19 protein-coding genes are annotated in these 22,818 nt (G+C 72.5%); 9 read left to right on the plus strand and 10 right to left on the minus strand.

The genetic code is table 11. The annotated features are described in order from the left end of the window. The first annotated feature begins 71 nt into the window (after positions 1-71). The 3 genes from ACIBL4_RS04180 (at position 72) to ACIBL4_RS04190 (ending at position 2,170) form a co-directional block, all read left to right on the plus strand. Positions 72-728, plus strand: coding sequence for a phosphatidylserine decarboxylase (locus tag ACIBL4_RS04180; protein WP_010038789.1), 657 nt, complete (start codon positions 72-74; stop codon positions 726-728). A 58-nt stretch (positions 729-786) separates the two neighbouring features. Beyond that, entirely contained in the window at positions 787-1,569 is a 783-nt protein-coding gene (pssA, locus tag ACIBL4_RS04185; RefSeq protein WP_356925499.1) for a CDP-diacylglycerol--serine O-phosphatidyltransferase, read from the plus strand. Positions 1,570-1,921: 352 nt separating this feature from the next. Beyond that, positions 1,922-2,170 (plus strand): hypothetical protein, encoded by a 249-nt coding sequence (locus tag ACIBL4_RS04190; RefSeq protein WP_399406282.1) that lies wholly within the window; start codon positions 1,922-1,924, stop codon positions 2,168-2,170. Between the two features lie 4 nt (positions 2,171-2,174). Here the strand turns inward: ACIBL4_RS04190 and ACIBL4_RS04195 are convergent, their stop codons facing one another. After that, a complete protein-coding gene (locus tag ACIBL4_RS04195) occupies positions 2,175-3,293 on the minus strand; it encodes a glycerate kinase (RefSeq protein ID WP_399406575.1) in 1,119 nt (372 codons plus the stop codon). A 290-nt stretch (positions 3,294-3,583) separates the two neighbouring features. Between ACIBL4_RS04195 and ACIBL4_RS04200 the strand changes: the two genes are divergently transcribed. The 3 genes from ACIBL4_RS04200 to ACIBL4_RS04210 all read left to right on the plus strand — a co-directional run bounded on the left by ACIBL4_RS04200 (position 3,584) and on the right by ACIBL4_RS04210 (position 6,045). Continuing rightward, positions 3,584-4,657: an ADP-ribosylglycohydrolase family protein gene (locus ACIBL4_RS04200; protein ID WP_399406284.1), complete on the plus strand. Its 1,074-nt coding sequence runs from the start codon at positions 3,584-3,586 to the stop codon at positions 4,655-4,657. Positions 4,658-4,713: 56 nt separating this feature from the next. After that, complete coding sequence (locus tag ACIBL4_RS04205; RefSeq protein WP_399406286.1) at positions 4,714-5,208, plus strand: NUDIX domain-containing protein; 495 nt, start codon at positions 4,714-4,716, stop codon at positions 5,206-5,208. 81 nt (positions 5,209-5,289) lie between these two features. After that, positions 5,290-6,045 (plus strand): SIR2 family NAD-dependent protein deacylase, encoded by a 756-nt coding sequence (locus tag ACIBL4_RS04210; RefSeq protein WP_399406288.1) that lies wholly within the window; start codon positions 5,290-5,292, stop codon positions 6,043-6,045. On the opposite strand, the gene ACIBL4_RS04215 is transcribed toward ACIBL4_RS04210, so the two are convergent. Genes ACIBL4_RS04215 through ACIBL4_RS04225 form a run of 3 tightly spaced genes read right to left on the minus strand, consistent with a single transcriptional unit; the run spans position 6,005 to position 8,715 of the window. Next, the gene (locus ACIBL4_RS04215) at positions 6,005-6,718 is read right to left on the minus strand and encodes a bleomycin resistance protein (protein WP_399406290.1); all 714 of its coding nucleotides are present in this window, start codon (positions 6,716-6,718) and stop codon (positions 6,005-6,007) included. The genes ACIBL4_RS04210 and ACIBL4_RS04215 overlap by 41 nt on opposite strands. A 35-nt stretch (positions 6,719-6,753) precedes the next feature. Beyond that, positions 6,754-7,236: a methylated-DNA--[protein]-cysteine S-methyltransferase gene (locus tag ACIBL4_RS04220; RefSeq protein ID WP_399406292.1), complete on the minus strand. Its 483-nt coding sequence runs from the start codon at positions 7,234-7,236 to the stop codon at positions 6,754-6,756. Between the two features lie 9 nt (positions 7,237-7,245). Then, on the minus strand, positions 7,246-8,715 hold the full coding sequence (locus ACIBL4_RS04225; RefSeq protein ID WP_399406577.1) for an AlkA N-terminal domain-containing protein: 1,470 nt from the start codon (positions 8,713-8,715) through the stop codon (positions 7,246-7,248). 155 nt (positions 8,716-8,870) lie between these two features. On the opposite strand from ACIBL4_RS04225, the gene ACIBL4_RS04230 reads away from it, so the two are divergent. Next, positions 8,871-9,233 carry an ArsR/SmtB family transcription factor gene (locus ACIBL4_RS04230; protein ID WP_399406294.1) on the plus strand — a complete coding sequence of 121 codons (363 nt, stop codon included), beginning with the start codon at positions 8,871-8,873 and terminating at the stop codon, positions 9,231-9,233. Between the two features lie 27 nt (positions 9,234-9,260). Here ACIBL4_RS04230 and ACIBL4_RS04235 read toward each other — a convergent pair whose 3' ends face one another. After that, entirely contained in the window at positions 9,261-13,151 is a 3,891-nt protein-coding gene (locus ACIBL4_RS04235; protein ID WP_399406296.1) for a glycoside hydrolase family 2 TIM barrel-domain containing protein, read from the minus strand. Between the two features lie 225 nt (positions 13,152-13,376). Next, positions 13,377-14,207 (minus strand): alpha/beta fold hydrolase, encoded by an 831-nt coding sequence (locus ACIBL4_RS04240; protein ID WP_399406298.1) that lies wholly within the window; start codon positions 14,205-14,207, stop codon positions 13,377-13,379. A 153-nt stretch (positions 14,208-14,360) separates the two neighbouring features. On the opposite strand from ACIBL4_RS04240, the gene ACIBL4_RS04245 reads away from it, so the two are divergent. Then, complete coding sequence (locus tag ACIBL4_RS04245; protein WP_399406301.1) at positions 14,361-16,406, plus strand: SpoIIE family protein phosphatase; 2,046 nt, start codon at positions 14,361-14,363, stop codon at positions 16,404-16,406. Between the two features lie 317 nt (positions 16,407-16,723). Here ACIBL4_RS04245 and ACIBL4_RS04250 read toward each other — a convergent pair whose 3' ends face one another. After that, a complete protein-coding gene (locus ACIBL4_RS04250; protein ID WP_356925403.1) occupies positions 16,724-16,921 on the minus strand; it encodes a hypothetical protein in 198 nt (65 codons plus the stop codon). 114 nt (positions 16,922-17,035) lie between these two features. Next, a complete protein-coding gene (locus ACIBL4_RS04255; protein WP_399406303.1) occupies positions 17,036-19,708 on the minus strand; it encodes a LuxR C-terminal-related transcriptional regulator in 2,673 nt (890 codons plus the stop codon). Positions 19,709-19,965: 257 nt separating this feature from the next. On the opposite strand from ACIBL4_RS04255, the gene ACIBL4_RS04260 reads away from it, so the two are divergent. After that, entirely contained in the window at positions 19,966-20,799 is an 834-nt protein-coding gene (locus tag ACIBL4_RS04260) for a class II glutamine amidotransferase (protein ID WP_399406579.1), read from the plus strand. Positions 20,800-20,824: 25 nt separating this feature from the next. On the opposite strand, the gene ACIBL4_RS04265 is transcribed toward ACIBL4_RS04260, so the two are convergent. After that, positions 20,825-21,334: an O-acetyl-ADP-ribose deacetylase gene (locus ACIBL4_RS04265; RefSeq protein ID WP_399406305.1), complete on the minus strand. Its 510-nt coding sequence runs from the start codon at positions 21,332-21,334 to the stop codon at positions 20,825-20,827. Then, positions 21,331-22,740 carry a phytoene desaturase family protein gene (locus tag ACIBL4_RS04270; protein WP_399406307.1) on the minus strand — a complete coding sequence of 470 codons (1,410 nt, stop codon included), beginning with the start codon at positions 22,738-22,740 and terminating at the stop codon, positions 21,331-21,333. Before ACIBL4_RS04270 ends, ACIBL4_RS04265 begins: the two co-directional genes overlap by 4 nt. Positions 22,741-22,818: the final 78 nt, after the last annotated feature.

The following is a 22,818-nucleotide window of genomic DNA, read 5'->3' on the forward strand; positions in this document are numbered from 1 at the left end:
GAGCCGCTACGATCGCCGGAAAGCCGCCGTCCCCCGTCAGAGTGCGGCATCATCCGCTACGAAGGTCATCCATGCCCCACAGCCAAACCTCTGCACCTCGCGACAGCCGGGCCGGCGTACGCCTCGCGCGCGGAGCATCGCCGTGGCTCCTTCCGACCGTCGCCACCGCAGCCCTCAGCCTGGCCCGCGCCCGTCGCTCCGGCGCCGCCAAGGCCGTCGCCGTTCCCGCCACCGCGCTCGCGGCGGGGATGCTGTGGTTCTTCCGCGACCCCGAGCGCGAGATCACCCAGGGCCGGGTCATCTCGCCCGCCGACGGTGTGGTGCAGAGCATCATGCCGTGGAAGGACGGCCGCACTCGCGTCGCGATCTTCATGAGCCCGCTCAACGTCCACGTCAACCGCGCGCCGCTGGCCGGCACGGTGACGTCGGTCGAGCACGTGCCCGGTGGCTTCGTTCCCGCCTTCAACAAGGAGAGCGAGAACAACGAGCGTGTCGTCTGGCACTTCGACACCGAGCTCGGCGACATCGAGATGATCCAGATCGCCGGCGCGGTCGCCCGCCGCATCGTTCCCTACGTGCCCCAGGGCACCAAGGTCGAGCAGGGCGAGCGGATCGGCCTGATCCGCTTCGGTTCGCGGGTCGACCTCTACCTGCCCGAGGGTGTGGAGGTCGCGGTCGAGGTGGGGCAGAAGACCGTGGCTGGGGTGACTCGCATTGACCGTGATTGATCCCGACACCAAGGCCGGCTGGGTCCCGGAGGCCGACGAGGTCGACGAAGAAGAGGAAATGCCCCTCTCTCTTCGCCTGTCGATAGCGGACACCCTGACGCTCGGCAACGCCACGTGCGGCTTCATGGCGGTGTACTTCACCACCACCGGCATCCTGATCCCGGATCTCACCGGCAGCCAGGAGACCGGCATGGCGCGCAACAGCGCGGCCACGGCCGTCATCCTGATGCTGTGCGCGGCGGTCTTCGACCTGTTCGACGGCCTGGTGGCGCGCAAGCTGCGCTCCTCGCCCATGGGCGCCGAGCTGGACAACCTCTCCGACCTGATCAGCTTCGGCCTGGCGCCGGCGTACTTCGTCCTCGTGTACGGCATGGTGGCGGACGGCGCGTACCAGCGAGTGGCGGCGGTCGGGGCGATCGTGGTGCTCTTGGCGGTGGTGCTGCGGCTTGCGAGATTCTCGTGCGTCACGGTGAAGGACGGCACGTTCCAGGGCATGCCGTCACCGTTCGGCGCGTTGACGGTCGTGTCGATCGTGCTGCTGGAGCTGCCGTTCGTGGCGACGCTGCTGGCGATCCTGGGTACGGCGTGGCTCATGGTGAGCCGGGTCGAGTACCCGAAGCCGCGGGGGCGGCTCGCGGTGGCGATGCTGTCGTGGATCGTGGTGGGCATGGGCATGATGGCGGCCTGGGCCTTCGACGCGCCGAGCGGACAGCTGCTGCTCCAGACGGGATGCGCGCTGCAGCTGGTCATGGGGGCGGTGATCCCGCTGTTCGCGACGGCCCGACGGGTGAACAACTTCCGTGACAACCGGCGGGAAGCACGGGCGGCGCAGCTGCCCTGACCTCGTCCCACCACTGACGGGTGTGGCCCGAGCCTCGAAGGCTCGGGCCACACCCGTTTTCACGTTCAAGGGCATTTCCCTTTTGCCCTTGACCAGTCAACTACCTCTGTTCTGGCCGCGTTCGACCTCGCCCCGGTACCCGGCGGCTCCGCCACCTGGGGCTTCCCATACTGGTCGGCGCCGAGACCGGGTTCAGGACGGGGCTGGACGGCAATCCCGCCCTGCGAGAGCCGGCCGTCGTGGACCTGACCTGGGAGGCCTGCATGCAGAACGTCCCCCTCGGCAGCAAGTGGGGCCCCCAGGTGGAACCGGGCGAGTCCGAGGGCATCCTGCGGTACCGGAACACCTACTGGTGGGGCTGGAACAGCCTGACGGTGCCGCACGAGACCCGGCCGGCACACTCGTCCTCGGCGAACAGGTTTACGGGGAGCTGGACCGGGCCGCCAACAGCCCCGCGACCTTCCCCGACCCGATCCGCTTCTCCGTGCCGGCCCTCTACGCGGCCGTCAAGGGACCCCAGAAGCGCCTCGCCGGAGCGGGCCACTCCCTGGCGTGGGAGACCACAGCCAAGGACGTGCACCAGCTGATACCCCTGCCGTGACGGCTCAGGTCAGGAAGTCCCTGGCGATGCGTTCCGCGACCCGCTCCAGGATCGGGCCCGCCTCGGCGATGCACTTCGCCACGTCCGGCTCGGCGTCCGTCAGGGGGTAGACCCGGCGGAAACCGGCTCGGCCCAGGGCCTCTGGGAGGAGGGCGAGGCGGCCGCAGACCGCGACGACCTCCTTGCCCGCCGCGCGGGCCGCCGCGGCGACGCCCGCCGGGGCCTTGCCGTGGAGGGTCTGCTCGTCGAGGGAGCCCTCGCCGGTGATCACCAGGTCGGCACGGTCCACGGCGGGGCCGAAGCCCAGGACGTCGAGCATGACCTCGATGCCGGGGCGGAAGCGGGCGCCGAGCAGCATGGCGCCGTAGCCGATGCCGCCGGCCGCGCCCGCGCCGGGTGAGGCGGCGAAGTGGGCGGCCTTCGGCCCGGCCGACTCCTCCAGCACCTTCGCGAAGTGCGCGAGGGCGGCGTCCAGGGCCGTCACGTCGTCCGGCGAGGCGCCCTTCTGCGGGCCGTAGACCGCGGGCGCGCCCTTCGGGCCCGTCAGCGGGTTGTCCACGTCGCTCGCGAGGACCAGTTCGATCTCGGTGAGGCGGGGGTCGAGGCCGGACAGGTCGGCGGTGGCCAGCTCGGCGAGGCCGCCGCCGCCCGGGGGCACCGGCTCGCCCTGCCCGTCCAGGAAGCGCGCGCCCAGCGCGGACAGCATCCCGGCGCCGCCGTCCGTGGTGGCGCTGCCGCCGACGCCGAAGACGATCGTGCGGGCGCCCGCGTCCAGCGCGGCCCGCAGCAGCTCGCCGGAGCCGTACGTGGACGCCGTGAGCGGTGCGAAGACCCCGGCGGGCAGCAGCTGGAGTCCGCTCGCCTCGGCCATCTCCACGACCGCGGTGTGCTCGCGCAGCGCGAACGCCGCCGTCACCTCGTCGCCGAGCGGGCCGGCGACCCGCACCTCCCGGCGCTCGAACCCGGCCGCGACCGCCGCGGCCACGGTTCCGTCGCCGCCGTCGGCCACGGGCAGCGCCTCGACCTCGACGTCCGGTACGGCCCGGCGCAGCCCGGCCGTCACACGCTCGGCGACCTCCACGGCCGTCAGCGACCCCTTGAACTTGTCCGCGGCGACGAGCACCCGCCGTGCCTTCCGGGTATCGCTCACTGCAGCGTCCGCCACTTGCACTCCCCTTGCTCTACGGGCCCTCACGCACGTCAAGGCCAGTCGCGCCGCAGCGACCTTAACCGCAGGACACCCCCGCCGTCAGCCTCTGCCCAACCTCTGGAACGACGCCCCAAGGGGCGCGGGGCTGTGCCATCTATGCGGCTGCCGCCGCGGGCGCGACCGACCACGACGCACCCGCGGCCGCGAGCACACCGCAGTCCCCCGCCCCTCAGGCGCGCGCCGAAAACGGGTAGACCTTAACCATGCCCCCAGCGCACCCCCAGACAGACCTAGCCAACCGCATCCTCGGCGGCTGGCAGGGCCGCATCGCGGGCAACATGCTCGGCAAACCGGTCGAGCAGGGCGAGGTCTGGACCCGCGACCGCATCGACCGCTACCTGCGCCAGGCCGCCGCCCTGCCGCTGACCGACTACCTCCCCGAACCGATCAGCGAACACGACGGCTTCGAGCTGCGCCCCGAATGGCGCCAGTGCGTGCGTGGCCGCATCCACGGCAGTTGCCGTGACGACGACGTCGACTACGCGATCCTCGGCCTGGACCTGCTGGAGACCCACGGCTTCGGCTTCAGCACCGAGCAGGTCGGCGACCTGTGGCTGCTGCGGCTGCCGTACCTCCAGACGTTCACCGCCGAGCGGGCCGCGTACCGCAACCTCGCCAACGGGCTGAAGCCGCCGCTGACGGCGACGTACGACAACCCGTACCAGGAGTGGATCGGGGCGCTGATCAGGGCCGACATCTACGGCTGGACCTGTCCGGGCCTGCCGCGCCGGGCCGCCTCGCTGGCCCGGCGGGACGCGGTGCTGTCGCACACCGGCAACGGGCTGTACGGGGCGATGTGGGCGGCGGCTCTGATCGCGGCGGCGTTCACGGCGCCCACCGTGCGGCACGCGATCGACGAGGCCCTGGCCGTGATCCCGGCGAGCAGCCGCCTGGCCCGTACGGTGCGCCGGGTCGCCTCCCTGCACGACACCCGGATGTCGTGGGAGGACACGCTCACCACGCTCACCGAGGAGACGGCCGGGATGGGCTGGATCCACACGGTCCCGAACGCCGCCGTTCTCACCGCGGGCCTGCTCTACGGCGACGGCGACTTCACCCGCACCATCGCCCTGACCGTCCGCGGCGGCCTGGACACCGACTCCAACGGGGCGACGGCGGGGTCGGTGGCGGGTGTGTTCGGCGGGGCCGCGGCCATGCCGGAGCAGTGGACGGTCCCGCTGGAGGACACGGTCCGCAGCGCGGTGTTCGGCTTCGACGGGGTGCGGATCAGCGAGCTGGCGGAGCGGACGCTGCGGCTGGCGGGGCGGGAGGCCTGAGGTCTGCTGCGCCTTCCCCCGCGGCTGAACCGTCATCGGGTGGTTACCCTGCCCCAATGACCACCTCTTCTGACTTCGCCGCCTACATCGCGTCCCTGCCCCGCGTCCTGGCCGGCGCCGCCGCGCTGTTCCGGGACGGGGAGGGCCGGGTGCTGCTCGTCGAGCCCAACTACCGGGAGGGCTGGGCGCTGCCCGGCGGCACGATCGAGTCCGACGACGGCGAGACGCCTCGGCAGGGCGCGCGGCGCGAGACGGCGGAGGAGATCGGGCTGGACCGTGAGCTCGGCCGGCTGCTGGCGGTGGACTGGGTGCACGGCACGGGGCGTCCGCCGCTGGTGGCGTACCTGTACGACGGCGGGGTGCTCGGCGAGGACGAGTTCAAGGCGATCCGGCTCCAGGAGGAGGAACTGCTGTCCTGGCGGCTGGTCCCGCGCGAGGAGCTGCCCGAGTATCTGCCGGGCGCCCTCGGCCGCCGTGTCCTGGCCGCCCTGGACGTCCTGGCGGACGGCTCCGGCACGGCGGAGCTGGAGAACGGGCACCGGGTGTCCTGACCGGATCCGCCCGTTCACCCTCCGGCGTCCCGTTCGATAATCGCTCGCCGCTGTCGTACGGCCCGCCCTACCCTCGGTGCCATGGCCAAGCCCCTCGTCGCGCTCCTCACCGGCGCCGGTATCAGCACGGACTCCGGGATCCCGGACTACCGCGGGCCGAAAGGGCTCTGGCGGCGGGATCCGGAGGCCGAGAAGCTCGTCACGTACGAGTACTACATGGCCGACCCGGAGATCCGCCGCCGCTCCTGGCAGATGCGGCGCGAGAACCGGGCCCTTCAGGCGGAGCCCAACGCCGCGCACCGGGCGGTGGCCGAGCTGGAGCGGTCCGGGGTGCCCGTCCGGGTGATCACGCAGAACGTGGACGGGCTGCACCAGCTCGCCGGAATGCCCGCCCGCAAGGTCCTCGAACTGCACGGCACGGCCCGGAGTGTCGTCTGCACCGGCTGCCACGTCCGCGGCTCGATGGAGGACGTACTCGCCCGGGTGGAGGCCGGGGAGGACGACCCGCCGTGCCTGGAGTGCGGCGGCGTCCTGAAGTCGGCGACGGTGATGTTCGGCGAGCGGCTGGACCCGGTCGTTCTCGGCGAGGCGGCCGCCATCAGCAAGGCCTGTGATGTGTTCGTCGCCGTCGGTACGAGCCTCCAGGTCCAGCCCGCCGCCGGCCTCGCCGGTGTCGCCGCCGACCACGGCGCCCGCCTCGTCATCGTCAACGCCGAGCCGACACCGTACGACGACCGCGCCGACGAGATCGTCCGCGAGCCCATCGGCACGGCGCTGCCCGAGCTGTTGCGCGGTCTCACGGCCGAGACGCCGCCGGCAGGTCCTCCAGGCGCGTGAGTGTGTCGCGGGCCTGGTCGCGTTCGGCTTCGGTGAGGTCGAGCGCGGCGGCCCGGGCGAGGGCGGCCGCCGCCGTCTCCTCGTCGCCGAGGCGCCCCGCGATGTCCGCGCGCAGGACGAGGAGCTGAAGCAGTTGTACGGGCGTCGGCGTCTCGTCCGTCAGGCCCAGCACCCGGTCGACGACCTTGGCGGCGCCCGCCGCGTCCCCCTTGGAGTCCGCCAGGAGGGACGCGTGGTGCAGGGCCCGCGCGAAGGTCTCCTCGGGGGTCGGCCCGTGGTGTCGGCTCGCGCCGGTGCGCTGCCCGACCCGGACGCAGTTGCCACCCGGGTCGGTCATGAGGAACTGCCGCACGCCGTACGACATGTCCTTGAGCGGCCCGACCCGCGGCAGGCCCCGGGTGGGGATCCTGCCGTACGCCGCCTTGAGCCCGGTCCGGAACGCCTGGTACAGGCCGTCGACGTCGTCGGTCAGGACGTAGCAGGTGCTGATCGAGCCGGTCGGCTCGTAGTGCTTCATGGCGAAGAACTGCAGCTCGATGCCGCCGTGCTCGACGACCGCGTACGGGTTGGGGCTGCGCTGCTGGTAGGTCACCTCGAAGCCGAGGGCGGTGTAGAAGTCGAGGAGGGGCGGGAGGGTCTGGCACGGCAGGATCGGGATCGTCTTCTCCGGCATCACCCCACTCTAGTCAAATTTGATCAGCCGGGTGCCTAGAACAGTGCGGCCCCCCGCTCGAAGTCCAGCAGGCGCTGCTTGCGCTCCAGCCCGCCCCCGTATCCCGTCAGGCCCCCGTTCGCGCCGATCACGCGGTGGCAGGGGACGATGATGCCGATGGGGTTGCGGCCGTTGGCGAGGCCGACCGCGCGAGAGGCGGTCGGGGCGCCGAGGGCGTCGGCGAGTTGGCCGTAGGTGCGGGTCTCGCCGTAGGGGATGCGGCGCAGTCGGTCCCAGACGCGGCACTGGAACGGTGTGCCGGTCAGGCGGAGTTCGACGGTGAACTCCTTGAGGTCGCCCGCGAAGTAGGCCTTCAGTTGTTCCTCCGTCTCGGCGAAGAGGGTGTCGTCGCGTGGGCCGAAGGTCTCCTCCGGGGGGCGGTGGCGTTGGTCGGTCATGTAGAGGCCGCACAGAACGCCGTCGTCGGCGACGAGGGTGAGGAGGCCGTAGGGGCTGTCGGTCACGGTGTGGTGCTTCATGGAACGTCCCTATACCGGTAGGAAGTTGATCGGGTGGCTGTCGGTCGCCCAGAGGTACTGGACGGCGTAGGCCCGCCAGGGGCGCCAGGCCGCCGCGCGGGCGGTGAGCGCGGCGGGGGTGGAGGGCAGGCCTAGTTCCTTGGCGGCGCGGCGGATGCCGAGGTCGGTGGGGAGGAAGGCGTCGGGGTCGCCGAGGGCGCGCATGGCGATGACGTCGGCCGTCCAGGGGCCGAACCCGGGCAGGACGAGGAGCTGGGCGCGGGCCTGCGGCCAGTCGCTCTCCACGCCCAGGTGGAGGTCGCCGTCGGCGAGCCGGCGGACCAGGGTGGTGAAGGTCGTGCGGCGCGTGCGGGGCATCGCCAGGGTCTCCGGGTCCAGCGCCGCGAGGGCCTCGGGGGCCGGGAAGAGGTGGGTGAGGCCGCCCTCGGGGTCGTCGACCGGTTCGCCGTGCGCGGTGACCAGGCGGGCCGCGTGGGTGCGGGCGGCGGCGGTGGAGACCTGCTGGCCGAGCACGGCCCGGACCGCGAACTCCGCCTCGTCCACCGTGCGCGGGACGCGCCGGCCGGGCGCCTTGTCGACCAGCGGCGCCAGGACCGGGTCCGTGCGCAGCTGGTCGTCGATCGCGACCGGGTCGGCGTCCAGGTCGAGCAGACGGCGGCAGCGGCTGATCGTCACGGTCAGATCGCGCAGGTCGCTGAGGATGAGACGGCAGGCGATGTGGTCGGGGGCGGGAGTCAGGGACACGATGCCGTGGCCGTAGGGCAGGCGGAGCGTGCGCCGGTAGGAGCCGTCGCGCCACTCCTCCACCCCGGGTACGGCCGTGGCGGCGAGGTGGCCGAAGAGGTTGTCGGGGTTGAGCGGGGTGCGGAACGGCAGCCTCAGGGACAGCGCGCCGGGGGTGCTCGCGCCCTGCCGCTTCGGGGCGCGGGCGCGCAGCTCGCTCGGGGAGAGGGCGAACACCTCGCGGACGGTGTCGTTGAAGGTGCGGATCGAGGCGAAGCCGGCGGCGAAGGCGATCTGCGCCATCGGCAGGGCCGTCGTCTCGATGAGGAGCCGGGCCGTCTGGGCCCGCTGGGCGCGGGCGAGCGCGAGCGGGCCCGCGCCCAGTTCGGCGAGCAGCTGGCGCTCGACCTGGCGGGTGCTGTAGCCGAGCCGGGCGGCGAGGCCGGGCACGCCCTCGCGGTCCACGACACCGTCGGCGATCAGCCGCATGGCGCGGGCGACGAGGTCGGCGCGCTGGTTCCACTCCGGGGAGCCGGGGCTGGTGTCGGGCCGGCAGCGTTTGCAGGCCCGGAACCCGGCCTGCTGGCAGGCCGCCGCGCTCGGGTGGAAGACCATGTTCTGCGGCTTGGGCGGCACGACCGGGCAACTGGGACGGCAGTAGATGCCGGTCGTCAGGACGGCCGTGAAGAACCATCCGTCGAACCGGGCGTCCTTGGACTGGACGGCGCGCACGCAGCGCTCGGTGTCGGTGTGCATCCCCATCTGCATGCGTCCAGCATCCGGCACGGGACGGGGCCAGGCTGGCGAGAATCCGACATCGACGTGCCCGGGCGGCGCCCCGCGGGCACCACCGTAGCCAGTACGAATGAATATCCATTCATGTGTTTGTGGGCGACCGGTACGATGGCGTCATGGGTCATGGAGCCGTCATCCCCGCGCAGGACGCCACCGAGCGCGTACGCCTGGACGCGGACAATGTCGCGAAGGTCGCCACCACGCTCCAGGCCCTGTCCACGCCCTCCCGGTTGCTGATTCTGGCGCGGCTGCGGGAAGGCCCGCTGCCGGCCACCGAGTTGGCCGCCGAGGTGGGCATGGAGCAGTCGGCCTGCTCGCACCAGCTGCGGCTGCTGCGCAATCTGGGCCTGGTCGTCGGTGAGCGGCAGGGCCGTTCCGTCGTCTACGCGCTGCACGACCACCATGTCGCCGAGCTGCTCGACCAGGCCGTCTACCACGTGGAGCATCTGCGCCTGGGCATCAGCGACGCCACCGACTGAGGCGGCGCCGCTGTCGCGCCATTCCGGCTATTCGGTGGCCGTCGGCCGCCTCGACACCGCCATCGCCTCGCTCACGCGCGTCAGCGGACGCAGCCGGTAGGTGTAGGCGTAGTCGCGGTTGGCGAGGAGCTTGAACTCGTCGTGGGTGTGGGCGCCCCAGCTGTTGTCGCCGCCCACACCCATCTGACGGTGGTTGACCCGGAGGACCACCGCGTCCCTGGGGTTGAGCTGGTAGTCGTGGCGGGCGCCGACCGACAGGTCCTCGGGGGTGAAGTGCGAGGCGTTGACCTCCACCAGCGGCTCACCGCAGACGAGCAGTCCGCGTCCGCCGCCGTCGGTCAGCGCGGCCCAGCGGACGTCGGTCTTGTTGCCGTTCTCCTGGGGGCGCAGGTAGGAGGTCCACTGGTCGGAGACGGTGCCGGAGTACAGGCCCACGTCGGTGGCGTTGTTCCGGTCCCACATGTTCTCCTCCGGGCCCCGGCCGTAGTAGTGCAGCCGGTCCAGGCGGCGGGGCAGGAACAGCAGGGTGCCGACCTCGGGGATGTACGGCAGGTTCGACGCTCCCGGGTGCAGGGTGTTGTCGACCTTGATCTCGCCGTTGCCGAAGACCGTGTACGTCGTGCTGTACGTGGACTCCGTGCTGGTGGGCAGCGTGCCGGTGAGGGTGACCTCGACGGCCCGGTCGTCCAGGGGCCGGACCCGTACGTCCGCCACCTTCCGCCTGGATCCCGCGTCGCGCCACGTCTGGTTACGGGTGTGGTGGCCGTTGCCCCGGTCGTTGTCGGTGGGCGCCCGCCAGAAGTTCGGGACGGGGCCGGAGGTGATGAGCCGGGTGCCACCCGCCTCGTACGAGGTGATGGTGCCGGTGCGCTTGTCGACGGTGACCGAGAAGCCCTTGCCCTTGACGGTGACGGCATCGTCCCGCTCGGTGTACCGCAGGGCGGGGACGCTGCGCAGCGGCAGGGGCGTCACGGCCGGGCTGTCCGTGTCGAGGGCGAGCTGCTGCTTGGCCACCTCGAAGCCGGCCTTCGCCCACTTGGTGGACTCCTTCGTGGTGAAGGAGAGCTGGAGGAAGTACTCCGTGCCCGGTGCGGGCTTCGCCGGCAGCCGCACCGGCACCTTGATGTCCTTGCTGGTCAGCGGGGCGATGTTCAGCTGTTCGCGGGTCAGCCGGCCGCGCTGGACGACCTTGCCGTCGGCGATGAGGGACCAACGGCCGTCGAACTCACGGACGTTGGTGAAGAGGTACTCGTTGGTGAGGGTGACGGCGCCGGGGCCGCCGGAGGCCGGGGCGGCGTTGATCGCCTGGTAGATCTGCTTGACCTCGGCGGACTTACCGGTGAGGCCGCGGTCGGCGGTGATGATGCCGTCACCGGCGAAGGCACCGTCGTTGGGGTTGTCTCCCCAGTCGCCGCCGTAGGAGTAGAAGGTCTTGTCGCGCGGGCGCTTCTCGCTGAAGCCGACGGTGGCGGCGTCGAACCAGAAGCGCACGCCCTCGTCGTCCGGGCCGCGGCTGTCGGAGGCCAGTTCGGCGGCGCTCAGCGCGCGGGCGTACACGCGGGCCCGCCGGATGGTGCCGCTGAACTCCCGGGTCGGGTTGTCGATGTCGGTGGCGAGGGACAGGGACGCCGTGTTGTCGCCGGGGCGCCGGGTGGTGGTCCGGGTGCCGCGCACCTGGCCGTCGACGTACAGGGTGAGCGTCCCCGCGTCGGCGTCGAAGACACCGGCGACGTGGTGCTCCCTGCCCGTCCAGCCCTCGGGCAGCGCCCAGCTGGCGGTGACCCACTGGCCGCCGCCGTGGATGAAGAACTCCAGGTTCTTGTCGGTCTGTTTGAGGGCGTACTGGGTGTCGCCCTTGGCGATGAGGGGCTGGTGCCCGCCGGTCACGTGCGGGGTGACCCAGGCCTCCAGCGTGAGGGAGCCGGTGAGGTCGAGGCGGGCGTCGCGGGGGAAGACGGTGCCGCCGGAGACGCCCTTCGCGCGGTCGAAGGTACCGGCGGGCGCGATGACCTCGCCGCGCAGTGCACCCGGGCCTGACTCGGTCAGCAGTTTGCGCGTGGGGGTGGGCCAGCTCAGGGCCTGGTCGACGAAGTCCCAGATCCAGCCGCCCTGGAGGACGTCGTAGCGGCGGACGATGTCCCAGTACTTCTTGAAGTTGCCGTTGGAGTTCCCCATCCCGTGCGAGTACTCGATCATCACGTACGGGCGGGTGTCGTTCGTGTCCTTGGCGCGCTGCTCGACCCGCTGCGGGCTGTCGTACATCTCGGAGCGGATGTCGCTGATGCCCGGGCGGTCGTCGCCCTCGTACTGGATGACGCGGGTGGGGTCGTAGGAGCGGATCCAGTCGTGCATGGCGTTGAAGGTGGTGCCGCCGCCCGCCTCGTTGCCGAGGGACCATATGACCACCGACGCGTGGTTCTTGTCGCGGTGGACCATGTTCTGGGCGCGGACCACGCACGCCTCGGTCCACTCGGGGTGGCCGCTGCCGGGGAACCTGTCGCGGATGCCGTGGGTTTCGAGGTTGGTTTCGCCCACGAGGTACAGGCCGTACTCGTCGGCGAGTTCCAGCCACAGCGGGTTGTTGGGGTAGTGCGAGGTGCGGACGCTGTTGATATTGAGCCGCTTGATGATCTCGATGTCCTCGATCATCTGCGCCCGGGTGAGCGCCGAGCCGGTTTCCGGGTGCATCTCGTGCCGGTTGGTGCCGCGGAAGGAGACCGGCTTGCCATTGATGCGCATCAGGCCGTCCTTGAGCGCGAACTCGCGGAAGCCGACCCGGTGCGAGAGGGTCTCGACGACCTTGCCGGACGGGTCGCGCAGTCGCAGCACGGCGGTGTAGAGGTTCGGGTGCTCGGCCGACCAGAGCTTCGGCGAGGGGACGGCTCTGGACGCCTCGGCGGTGGCCTCGTCGCCGTCGGGGACGTCGACGGGCTGGTTCAAGGGACGCGACCAGACCGCGTGGCCGCGCGCGTCGTAGAGCTGGGTCTCGACGGTGTAGCGGCCCGCGCCCTTGCCGCCGTAGTCGCGGACGTGCGCGGTGACCTTGAGTTCGGCGGAGGCGTAGGCGTCGCCGAGCGGGGTGTCCAGTTTGAAGTCGCGCAGGTGCACGTTCGGGGTGGAGTACAGATGGACCGAGCGGAAGATGCCGCTCAGCCGGATCATGTCCTGGTCCTCCAGCCAGTCCGCGTCCGAGTAGCGGTACACCTCGACGGCGATCTGGTTGGTGCCCGGCTTGAGGTGGGGGGTGATGTCGTACTCGGCGGAGGTGTAGGAGTCCTCGTGGTAGCCCACGAGTTCGCCGTTGATCCACACGTAGTGGGCGGACTTGACGCCCTCGAAGTGCAGGAAGGTGCGCCGGCCCGACCAGTTCCGGGGGACGGTGAACGTACGGCGGTACTGGCCGACGGGGTTGTAGCGGGTCGGGGCGGTGGGCGGCTGGGCCTCCTCGCCGCCGCCGTTGGGTCCCCACCAGGGGTAGGTGATGTTGACATAGATGGGGAAGTCGTAGCCGTGCAGCTGCCAGGCGGAGGGCACGGGGATGGTGTCCCAGCCGGAGTCGTCCACGTCGGTGCGGTAGAAGTCGGCGTCCCGGTCGTCGGGGCGGTCCGCGTAGGCGAACTTCCACTTGCCGTCTAGGCTCAGCCGGTACGGCGAGCGCTCGCGGTCGCCGGCCAGGGCCTGCCCGAGGTCGGCGTACGGCATGAGCGTGGTGTGCGGCGGCTCGGTGCCCACGCGGTACACGGCCAGGCCGTCGTTCCACTCCGGCGGGCCGTCCGCCGCCGGGCGTCGGTCGGCCGCGTGCGCGACGGCGGGCGACGCGGACAGGGCGAGCGCGCCGAGCACGGCGGCGCCCCCTTCGAGCAGGCGGCGACGGCTGACGACGGGCCGGTCGGCGGGGGACGGAAGCGGGTGCGGCATGACCGTGGCCTTCCTCGGTTCGACAGGGTGCTGCACGGACTGAGGGCACGTCCGTTGCGGTCCCCAACTCCCTTACCGGGTGTTTCAGTTGGGACCGGTGCAACTGACGGTGACGGAGCAACTGCTGAGCAGGCACACCCTAGGACTCGAACAGAACCGAAGCAATGACCCCGTCGGACTTTGTTCGGTCCTGATGGTTCTCCCGCGTCCTTGGCCGCGACGCCCTCAGGCCCCGAGGAAGGTGAGCACCTCGTTCGTCAGCCGGGCGGGGGCGTCCAGCGGGACGAGGTGGCCGGACTCCGGGACGGGCACCAGCCGCGCACCCGGGATCAGGGCGGCCAGCTCCTGGCCCTTGGCGAAGGGGATCCAGGTGTCCTCGGTGCCCCAGCAGACCGTCACCGGCAGGTCGAGCGTGGAATACAGCGGCTGGATGTCGTCGGTGTAGCGCTGGTCGGCCTGCGCGATCTGGCGGTAGAAGGCGGCCTGGCCCCGCTCCCCCGTCCAGGGCCGCACGAGCGCGTCCAGCGCGGCGGGCCGCAGGCCGAGGTGGCTCGCGGACGTGACGTACTCGCGCACCAGAGCCTCGTGCAGCGCCGGCGGCAACTGCTCGAAGACGTGGCTGTGCTCCCCGACCAGCCGGAAGAAGGGAGAACCCCAGGGTTCCAGCGCCACCGGGTCGACCAGCGCGAGCCGCCGGTAGCGGGCACCGTGCAGCAGATGGGCGCGCAGTGCCACGCACCCGCCGAAGTCGTGTGCGACGACGGACGGCTCCTCAAGCCCCCAGTGCGCGAGCAGCTCGGTGAAGATCCGGCCCTGGGCCCCCAGCGAGACGTCCTGGTCCGGGTGCATGTCGGAGGTGCCGTAGCCCGCCATGTCCCACACATGCACGAGGTGCCCGCCGGCGGCGAGCGCCGGAGCGATCTCGTGCCACACATACGAGGAGAAGGGCGTCCCGTGCAGCAGCACGACCGGCTCACCGCCGGGCTCCCCGAACCGGTCCCAGCGCACGGTCCCCGACATGGTGGCCAGGCTCTCCCTCAACGTCCAGTCAGCCAAGATCCCGCTCCCTCTTCCTCTGTGCATCGACCGGCGGTTATTTGTCATTTCGGCGCGACAGTGTCGCTCCTCCGACCGTAATGTGACCTCATCGGACAGCCTGCGCAACGGATCTTGGCCGGACCTTTTGCCGCGCCGGAAGGAGCGGCTCGCATGAACGGGTATGCGCCCTCGGACCGGGGCGCCGTCACGGCCGCGCCCGGTGGGCTGCTGGACCTGCTGAAGGTCGCGGCCGTGGTCCTGGACGACGGCGGGCACATCGCCCTGTGGAGCCCCGAGATCGAGCAGCTGCTCGGCTACACCGCCGACGAGGCCCTGCGTCAGCGCGCCGACACGCTCCTGGTGGCGCCCGAGAACCGCCCCCGGGGCAGGGAGCTGTTCGCCCAGGTCAGAGCGGGAGACCGCTGGGCCGGTGTCTTCCCGCTGCGGCACCGCGACGGCACGGAACGCGCCGTGGAGTTCCGCACGATGCGGCTCCTCGACAGCGAGGGCAGGCCCCACCTGCTGGGACTCGCCACGGACGCGACGACCGTACGGAAGGTGGAGCGGGACCTCGCCCTGTCGCACAGCCTCGTCAACCAGACCCCGCTCGGCATCGCCGTCTTCGACAACGACCTGCGCTGGGTCGGGGTCAACCCGGCGCTGGAGCGGATCAACGGGGTGCCCGAGGAGGCCTTGCTGGGCCGGCGGCTCGGCGAGGTGCTGCCGGGCCTGGACGTCGAGGCGATCGAGGCCCGGATGCGGCACGTCCTCAAGACGGGCAGGCCGCTGCTCGACCAGCAGACCATCGGCCGTACGGCGGCGGACGAACACGACCGCGCCTACTCGGAGTCGTACCACCGGATCGAGGACACCGACGGCCGGGTGCTCGGGCTCGCGATGGCCGTGCTGGACGTGACCGAACGGCAGCAGGCCGCGGCCGAGGTCGCGCAGGCACGCCAGCACCTGTCGGTGATCGCCGAGGCCGGGGTGCGGATCGGCACCACGCTGGACCTTCAGCAGACCGCCCGGGAGCTGGCCGACGTGGTGGTGTCGCACCTGGCGGACCTGGCCGCCGTGGACGTCCTGGAGTCCGTCGTGGCCCGCGGCACCATCGTGCCGGTGACGGGCGGCGCACCCGCGGAGTTCCGGGCGCTGGCCGTCGCGGCGGGCTACCCGACCGACGCCATCCACGCCGCCGACCCGGTCGGCGAACTGGCCACGTACGCCTCGTCACGGATCATCACGCAGTGCGTGCGCAGGGCCCGCCCGGTCCTGGTCGAGCGCGTGGACCCGAAGATGATGCGGCGCATCGCCCGGGACGCGCGGGCCGCCCGGACCCTGCACGAGGCCGGCGCGCACTCCTACCTGGCGGTGCCGCTGGTGGCCCGGGGGAAGGTGCTCGGCACCCTCACCCTGTACCGCACGATCGACGAACGCCCGTTCGACGACCGGGACCAGGCGCTGGCCTCGGAGCTCGCCGCGCGCGCCGCGATCTGCATCGACAACGCCCGCCTCTACGGCCGGGAACGCGGTACCGCCCTGACGCTCCAGCGCAGTCTGCTCCCGGCCACGCCCGCCGAGCAGGAGGGGCTTGAGATCGCCGCCCGCTACCGCCCGGCGCTCAGTGAGGTCGGCGGCGACTGGTACGACGTGCTGCCGCTGGGCCCGGGACGCACCGGGCTCGTGGTGGGCGACGTCATGGGCAAGGGCGTCCAGGCCGCGGCGATCATGGGGCAGCTGAGCACGGCGACGCGGGCACTGGCCCGGCTGGACCTGCCGCCCGCCGAGCTGCTGCGGCACCTCGACGACATCGCCGGCTCGCTCGGCGACGCGATCGCCACGTGCGTGTACGCGGTGTGCGACCTGCGGGCGGGCGTCTGCTCGCTGTCCAGCGCCGGTCATCTGCCGCCGGTACTCGCCGGGGCGGACGGCGGCGCGAAGCTCGTCGACGTGCCCGGCGGGGTGCCGCTGGGGGTGGGCGGCGTGGAGTTCGGCACCGTGGAGCTGGAGTTCGCTCCGGGCTCCCTGCTCGCCCTGTACACCGACGGGCTGGTCGAGAACCGCGGGGAGCCGATCGACACCGGCCTCGACCTGCTGACCCGCCTCCTGGAGAACGCGGGGCCCAGCCTGCAACGGGCCAGTGACAGCCTCCTCGGCGCGCTGAGCCCGGAGCCCGACGACGACGTCGCGCTGCTGTTGGTCCGCGCCCGTTCCTGAGCGCGCTCGGCGGCAACGGTTGGCACCAGCTGGGACCGGTCACGGGCAGGCGGATCAAGGGTGGTCACGTTCTCTTCCTGCGTGAGGAGGCACACTTCACCCTCGGGTCGGGGCGGGGATGCGAGTGGCTTCCGGCGCCTCGGCCCGTGGTCGTCAGGGGATGCGAACCTGCACCGGCCTCCACGTCGTCCGCGGTGGCCGCACCGTGCTGTCGGGTCCGGCGCGCTGCGCAACATGCCGCTCTCAGCGTGCCCGTGTGCGGGACGGGGCCGCCTCACCGCGGCGGGTCATCCGTACGGCCACCCGGTGAGCCCGGCTCACTCCGGCAGCTGACGCATCTCCACGACCCTGAGTCCCAGCGCCTGGAAGCGGGTCAGCAGCCCGTACAGATGGGCCTCGTCGACGACGGGGCCGTACAGGACCGTCTGGCCGGACATCAGCACGTGGTCCAGCTCCGGGAAGACCTTGGCCAGCGTCTCCGACATATGTCCGTCGACACGGATCTCGTAGCGCATGAACAGCTCTCCCGCGGACGGCCTGAAGCGGACGGGGCACGCCTTTCCCTGGCGATGCTCCGCCCCGGCGCGCCGTACGGCGTCACCCGGCGCAGGTGAACCTCACGGCAGCCGTCACAGCAGCCGCCGTTCGCGGGCGCGGCGGACCGCGTCGCCGCGGCGGCCGACCGCGAGTTTGCGGTAGATGCTCTTGAGGTGGGTCTTCACCGTGTTCACGGACACGTGCAGGCCGGCGGCGATCTCCTCCGTCGACCTCATGTCGGCCACAAGCCGCAGCACGTCACGCTCGCGTGCGCTGAGTTCCTCGACGGCGAGTGCCGGGTGCCGGTCCGGCGCGGCGGGCCCGGGGTCGTGGGGGCGGCCGGGGCGGGGAAGGAGCCAGCCGCCGGCCAGTTCCCGGCACCGGCCGGTGCTCAGCAGGGGGCGGAGCCAGGGACCGGCTTCCAGGAAGGGGCGGCGCAGATGCTCGCGCCGGCCGTCCCGCAGGGCCCGGGCGACGAGGCGGCGGGCGGTGACGGGGTCGCCTCTCGCGTGGGCGGCCTGGGCGCGGACCAGTGTGGCCCGGACGGTCACCGCCGGGCCGGGGCGATCGTCCTCCGGCAGGTTGTCGATCATGTCGAGCGCCCCCTCGACCTGCCCCGCCGCGAGCCGGGCCCGCGCCGCCTCGACCGCGCAGGCCGTCCGGTGGTGTGCCACGTGCTCCACGACCTCCCGGGCCGCTTCGGGATGCCCCCGGGCCAGGTGGGCGGCGGACGCGAGCAGGGCCGCGTGGTCTTCCGCCCAGGGGGAGCTCACCGCTGCTGGTACGGACGCGTCCGCCGCCGCCAGCGCGGCCCGGGCGTCCCCGCGGGCGAGGAGCAGCCGCCCCCGGATGAGGGTCCGGCCGGCCTGAGTCACCGGGTCGTCGCGGAGCGGCCGGGAGGCGGCCGCCGCGTCGAGGAGCGCCTGGGCGTCGTCGAGTTCGTCGCGGTCGATCAGGACGGCGGCCAGGACCAGCGGGGCGAGGCCGGCCCCGGACTGCGGGGGCAGGCTGTATCGCTCGGCCTGGCCGGCCGCCGCCAGGGCCTTGTGCTCCGCCGGGCCGGGCCGGCCGTTCAGGTGGTCGATCAGCGCGAGGTGGCCGAGCGCCTCCCACCGGGGCAGTGCCATCGCCGCTCCGCCGGGGTGTCCGGCGACCGCCGACAGGGCGTCGCGGGCGTCGTCGAAACGCCCGGCCCACAGGCGGGCGGAGCCGAGGTGGGTGAGCAGGAGGGCGGTGACTTCCGGGTGGTTCTCCAGGAGGTGGGCGGGAACGTCCTGGCGGAGGCCCCGGGCCTCCTCGGCGGCTCGCTCCGCTCTGTCCGGGGCGCCGGTCATCCGTGCCGCCAGGGCTTCCAGCAGGGCTCGGGCCAGCCGGACGGGCGCCCTGTCGCGGCCGTTCCCGGCCAGGTGGCGCCCGGCCCGGTGCAGGTGGGGCAGGCCGTGGTCGAGGTCGTGGTGAGCCAGCTCGCGGGCGGCGCGGACGAGGTCGGGCGCCGGGCCCGTGGCCTCGGGGCTCATCCGCGCGAACAGGGCGGACAGGTCCTCGGCGTGCAGGCCCGTGAACAGCTGCCCGATCGCGAGGTCGTCGACCACGGCGTCGGCGGTGAACTCCCAGTCGTCCGCGGCGGCGCCCTGGACGAGCGCCTCGTGCAGGGCTCCGGACCGCCGCAGCCACCGCGCGGCCCGGCCGCGCAGTTCCGGCTCCAGTCCGGGGAAGCGTTCCCGCAGGTGGGCGCGGAGGATCTCGGCGAACAGCGGATGCAGGCCGTACCACGAGTGGCCGAGGTACTGGACGAAGGCGTTCTCCCGGTGCAGCGCGGCCAGGACCTGCTCGGCGTCGGTCCGCAGCGTCAGCGCGTTCACCAGGTCGGAGCAGCAGCGGTCCAGGACGCTGATGCGCAGCAGCAGGTCCTGGGTGCGGGGCGGCTGCCGGTCGAGCACCTCGGTCAGCAGGAAGTCGGCCACCGCGCTGTGGTCGGCCTCGAACTGCTTCACGTACAGGTGGGGGTCCGCGACCTGCCGGGCGGCCAGGGCGCACAGTCTGAGGCCGGCGGCCCATCCCTGGGTGCGGTCGACCAGGGCCCTTACGGCGCTGTGGTTCAGGTGCAGGCCGTGCCGCGACAGCAGGTCCGCGGCCTCCTCGGCGGTGAACGCCAGCTCCGCGTCGCGGATCTCCGTCATCTCGCCCGAGGCCCGGTAGCGGTGGAGCGGCAGCAGGGGTTCCGTGCGGGTGACGAGGACCAGGCGCAGGCCGTGCCCGGCGTGGCGCAGAACGAACTGCAGCTGCTCCGCGATCTCGGGTGAGGTCACCCGGTCGAACTCGTCGAGCACGACGACGGTGGTGTGGTCGCGGCTCTCCAGGTCGGCGGCGAGGCGGGTCAGCGTCCGCCGGTCCACCCGGCCGGCCTCCGCCGGGCAGCCGACCTCGCCCGCCATGGGTACACCGGCGGCGCGCAGTGCCTCCAGCACATAGGCCCAGAAGATCCCGGGAGCCTGGTCGCCGGGCTCGGCCGTGAGCCAGACGACCGGTTCGCGCAGGCCGGCGGCCCAGTCGGCGACCAGGAGGGTCTTGCCCGCGCCGGCCGGCCCGTTGACCATCGTCAGGGGGGTCATGAGCGCCTGGTCGAGGTGTCCGGTCAGGCGGCTGCGGCGCAGGAAGCCGGCGGGCCGCTTCGGCAGGGCGAACCGGGTGCGCAGCAGCGGATCGCCCATGGGGTCGACGCCCGTGGACGTCGGCTCCGCACCGGTCTCCGAGGTCGCGGCCATGGGGCTCCCACTGCCTGCCGTGCGCCGGATCATGAGCAGCACTCGTTTCCCCAGAATCTCAGTGTTCACTCCCCCACGCACACCGGCCCGGGCGCTGCCGCTCCCCCGGCAACCACCCGTGGCGGGCGATGCGGCCGTCACCGGTGGCGGGGTTGTCTGGGACCACGCGCCGCGGCCCCGGCGCGCGAGACGTATCCGCACCGACACCTGCGGAGCCGCACGGCAGGGCCGAGGCGGCTCGGATGGGGGTGGCGACCATGTGCCGCTGGCTGGCCTACTCGGGCACTCCCGTGCTGCTGGACGACGTCCTGTACCGGCCGCAGCACTCGCTGATCGACCAGAGCCTGCACGCACGGATGGGTGTCGAGACCACCAACGGCGACGGTTTCGGCGTCGGCTGGTACGCGTGGCACCTGCGCACCCCCGCCGTCATCCGCGACACCGGTCCGGCCTGGAGCAACCGAAATCTCCGCGAGATCGCCGATCACGTCCGCTCGCCGCTGTTCTTCGCCCACGTCCGCGCGTCCACCGGGACGGCCGTGCAGCAGACCAACTGTCACCCATTCCGGCACGGGCGCTGGATGTGGATGCACAACGGGGCGATCAGCGGGTTCAGCGAACTGCGCCGCGATCTCATGCTCGCTGTGGATCCGGAACTGTTCCCGTCGCTGGAGGGCACAACGGACTCCGAGGTGATGTTCCACGTGGCCCTCACCCTGGGGCTCGACGGCGATCCGCCGGGCGCGGTGGCCCGCATGGTGGGGCTCGTCGAGCGGCTGGGGCACGAGCACGGGGTGGCGCAGCCGCTCCAGATGACGGTCGCGGTGACCGACGGCGAACGGCTGTGGTTCTTCCGGTACTCCAGCTCGGGAGACTCGCGGTCGCTGTACTACAGCAGCCGGGTCGAGGACGTGCGGGCCCTCCACCCCGACCTCGCGTTCCTGAAGCACATCTCCGAGGGGACCCGGCTGGTCGTGTCGGAGCCGCTCGGTGATCTGCCCGGCGTCTGGAACGCGGTACCGGAGAGCAGCTACGGCGTGGTGCAGCCCGGCCGGGACCTGCTGCAGCACTTCGAGCCCGAGCCGGTCTGAGACGGCCCGGCCCGGCCGGGTCGCGTCAGCGGAGCCGGCCGGCGAACACCTCGTACGCCTGCTCGTCGAAGAGCACGAACCTGACCTCCTCGACCGCCGTGTCCGCGGCCCGTACGGTCTCCACCGCGATGCGCGCGCCGTCGTCCATCGGCCAGCCGTAGACGCCCGTGGAGACGGCCGGGAACGCGACCGTACGGGCGCCGAGCTCGTCGGCGACGCGGAGGGACTCGCGGTAGCAGGAGGCGAGGAGGGCGGAGCGGTCCTCGGTGGCGCTGTGGACGGGGCCGACCGTGTGGATCACCCAGCGGGCGTCCAGGTCTCCGGCGGTGGTGGCGACCGCCTGGCCGGTGGGCAGGCCGTTGCCGTAGTGGGAGGCGCGCAGCTTCCGGCATTCCTCCAGGATGGCCGGGCCGCCGCGCCGGTGGATCGCGCCGTCGACGCCTCCCCCGCCCAGCAGCGAGGAGTTGGCCGCGTTGACGATGGCGTCGACGCTCTGGCGGGTGATGTCGCCCTGGACCAGTTCGATGGTGGTCATGGCTGCCTCAGTCGCTTCCAGACGGCCTTCGCCGCGTTGTGCCCCGACATGCCGTGCACACCGGGGCCCGGCGGGGTCGCCGACGAGCAGATGAAGACGGCCGGGTGCGGCGTGCGGTAGGGGAACAGGGTCGGTTTGGGGCGCAGCAGGATCTGCAGACCGCAGACCGCGCCGGAGGCGATGTCGCCGCCGACGTAGTTGGCGTTGCGGGCGGCGAGTTCGGGCGGGCCCGCCGTCGCGCGGGCCAAGACGCGGTCGCGGAACCCCGGGGCGAACCGCTCCAGTTGGCGCTCGATGGCGTCGGTCAGGTCGCCGGTCCAGCCGTGCGGGACGTGCCCGTAGGCCCAGAAGACGTGCTTGCCCGCCGGGGCCCGGGTGGGGTCGACGACACTCGGCTGGACCGTGATCAGGAAAGGCTTGTCGGGGGCCCGGCCCTCGCGGGACGCCGCGCGCAGGGCCGCGCCGATCTCCGCACGGTTCGCGCCGATCTGCACCGTGCCGGCGACGCGGGCCTCCTTCGCGGTCCAGGGCACGGGGCCGTCCAGCGCGTAGTCGATCTTGAAGGCGCCCGGTCCGTAGCGGAAGTCCGCGTAGTGGTTGCCGAAGCCGGCGATGCGGGCCAGGGCGGTGGGTGAGGTGTCGAAGACGTACGCACGGGCCGGCGGCAGGTCGTCGAGGCGCTTGACCTCGTAGTCGGTGTGGACGCTGCCGCCGAGGTCGCGCAGGTAGGCGGCGAGGGCGTCGGAGATGGCCTGGGAGCCGCCGCGGGCGACGGGCCAGCCGCGGGCGTGCGCCGCCAGGGCGAAGACCAGGCCGATGGCGCTGGTGGCGAAGCCGCCGAGCGGCGCCATGACATGCGCGACGAGCCCCGCGAACAGCGTCCTGGCGGGTTCGTCGCGGAAGCGGCGCGTCAGCAGAGTCGACGGGGGCAGGCCGACCAGGCCGAAGCGGGCGAGCGTGACCGGGTCGCGGGGCAGCGCGGTGAGCGGCAGGGACATGAAGTCCCGGGCCAGCACGTCCCACTTGGGCAGGAAGGGCTCGACCAGCCTGCGGTACGTCCCGGCGTCACGCGGCCCGAAGGAGGCGGCCGTCTCGCCCACCGACCGGGCCAGCACGGCCGCCGAGCCGTCCGGGAAGGGATGCGCCATGGGGAGCTCGGCGTGCAGCCACTCCAGGCCGTAGCGCTGGAGCGGCAGGGCGCGGAACGCGGGTGAGTTGATGGCGAGGGGGTGCGCCCCGGAGCACGGGTCGTGCCGGAAGCCCGGCAGGGTGAGCTCCTCTGTGCGGGCACCGCCGCCCACGGTGCCCCGGGCCTCGAACACGGCGACGGAGAATCCGCGGCGGGCCAGCTCCACGGCCGCGGTCAGTCCGTTCGGCCCCGCACCCACTACGACGGCATCGAGCATCGACGGCACCTTCGGACCCCTTCGTCAGCCGACGGCCACTGAGGATCAGGATAGGCCCGGGGACTGACAGTCACCGGC

The organism is Streptomyces sp. NPDC050416, from assembly GCF_044458845.1.
Classification (GTDB): Bacteria; Actinomycetota; Actinomycetes; order Streptomycetales; family Streptomycetaceae; genus Streptomyces.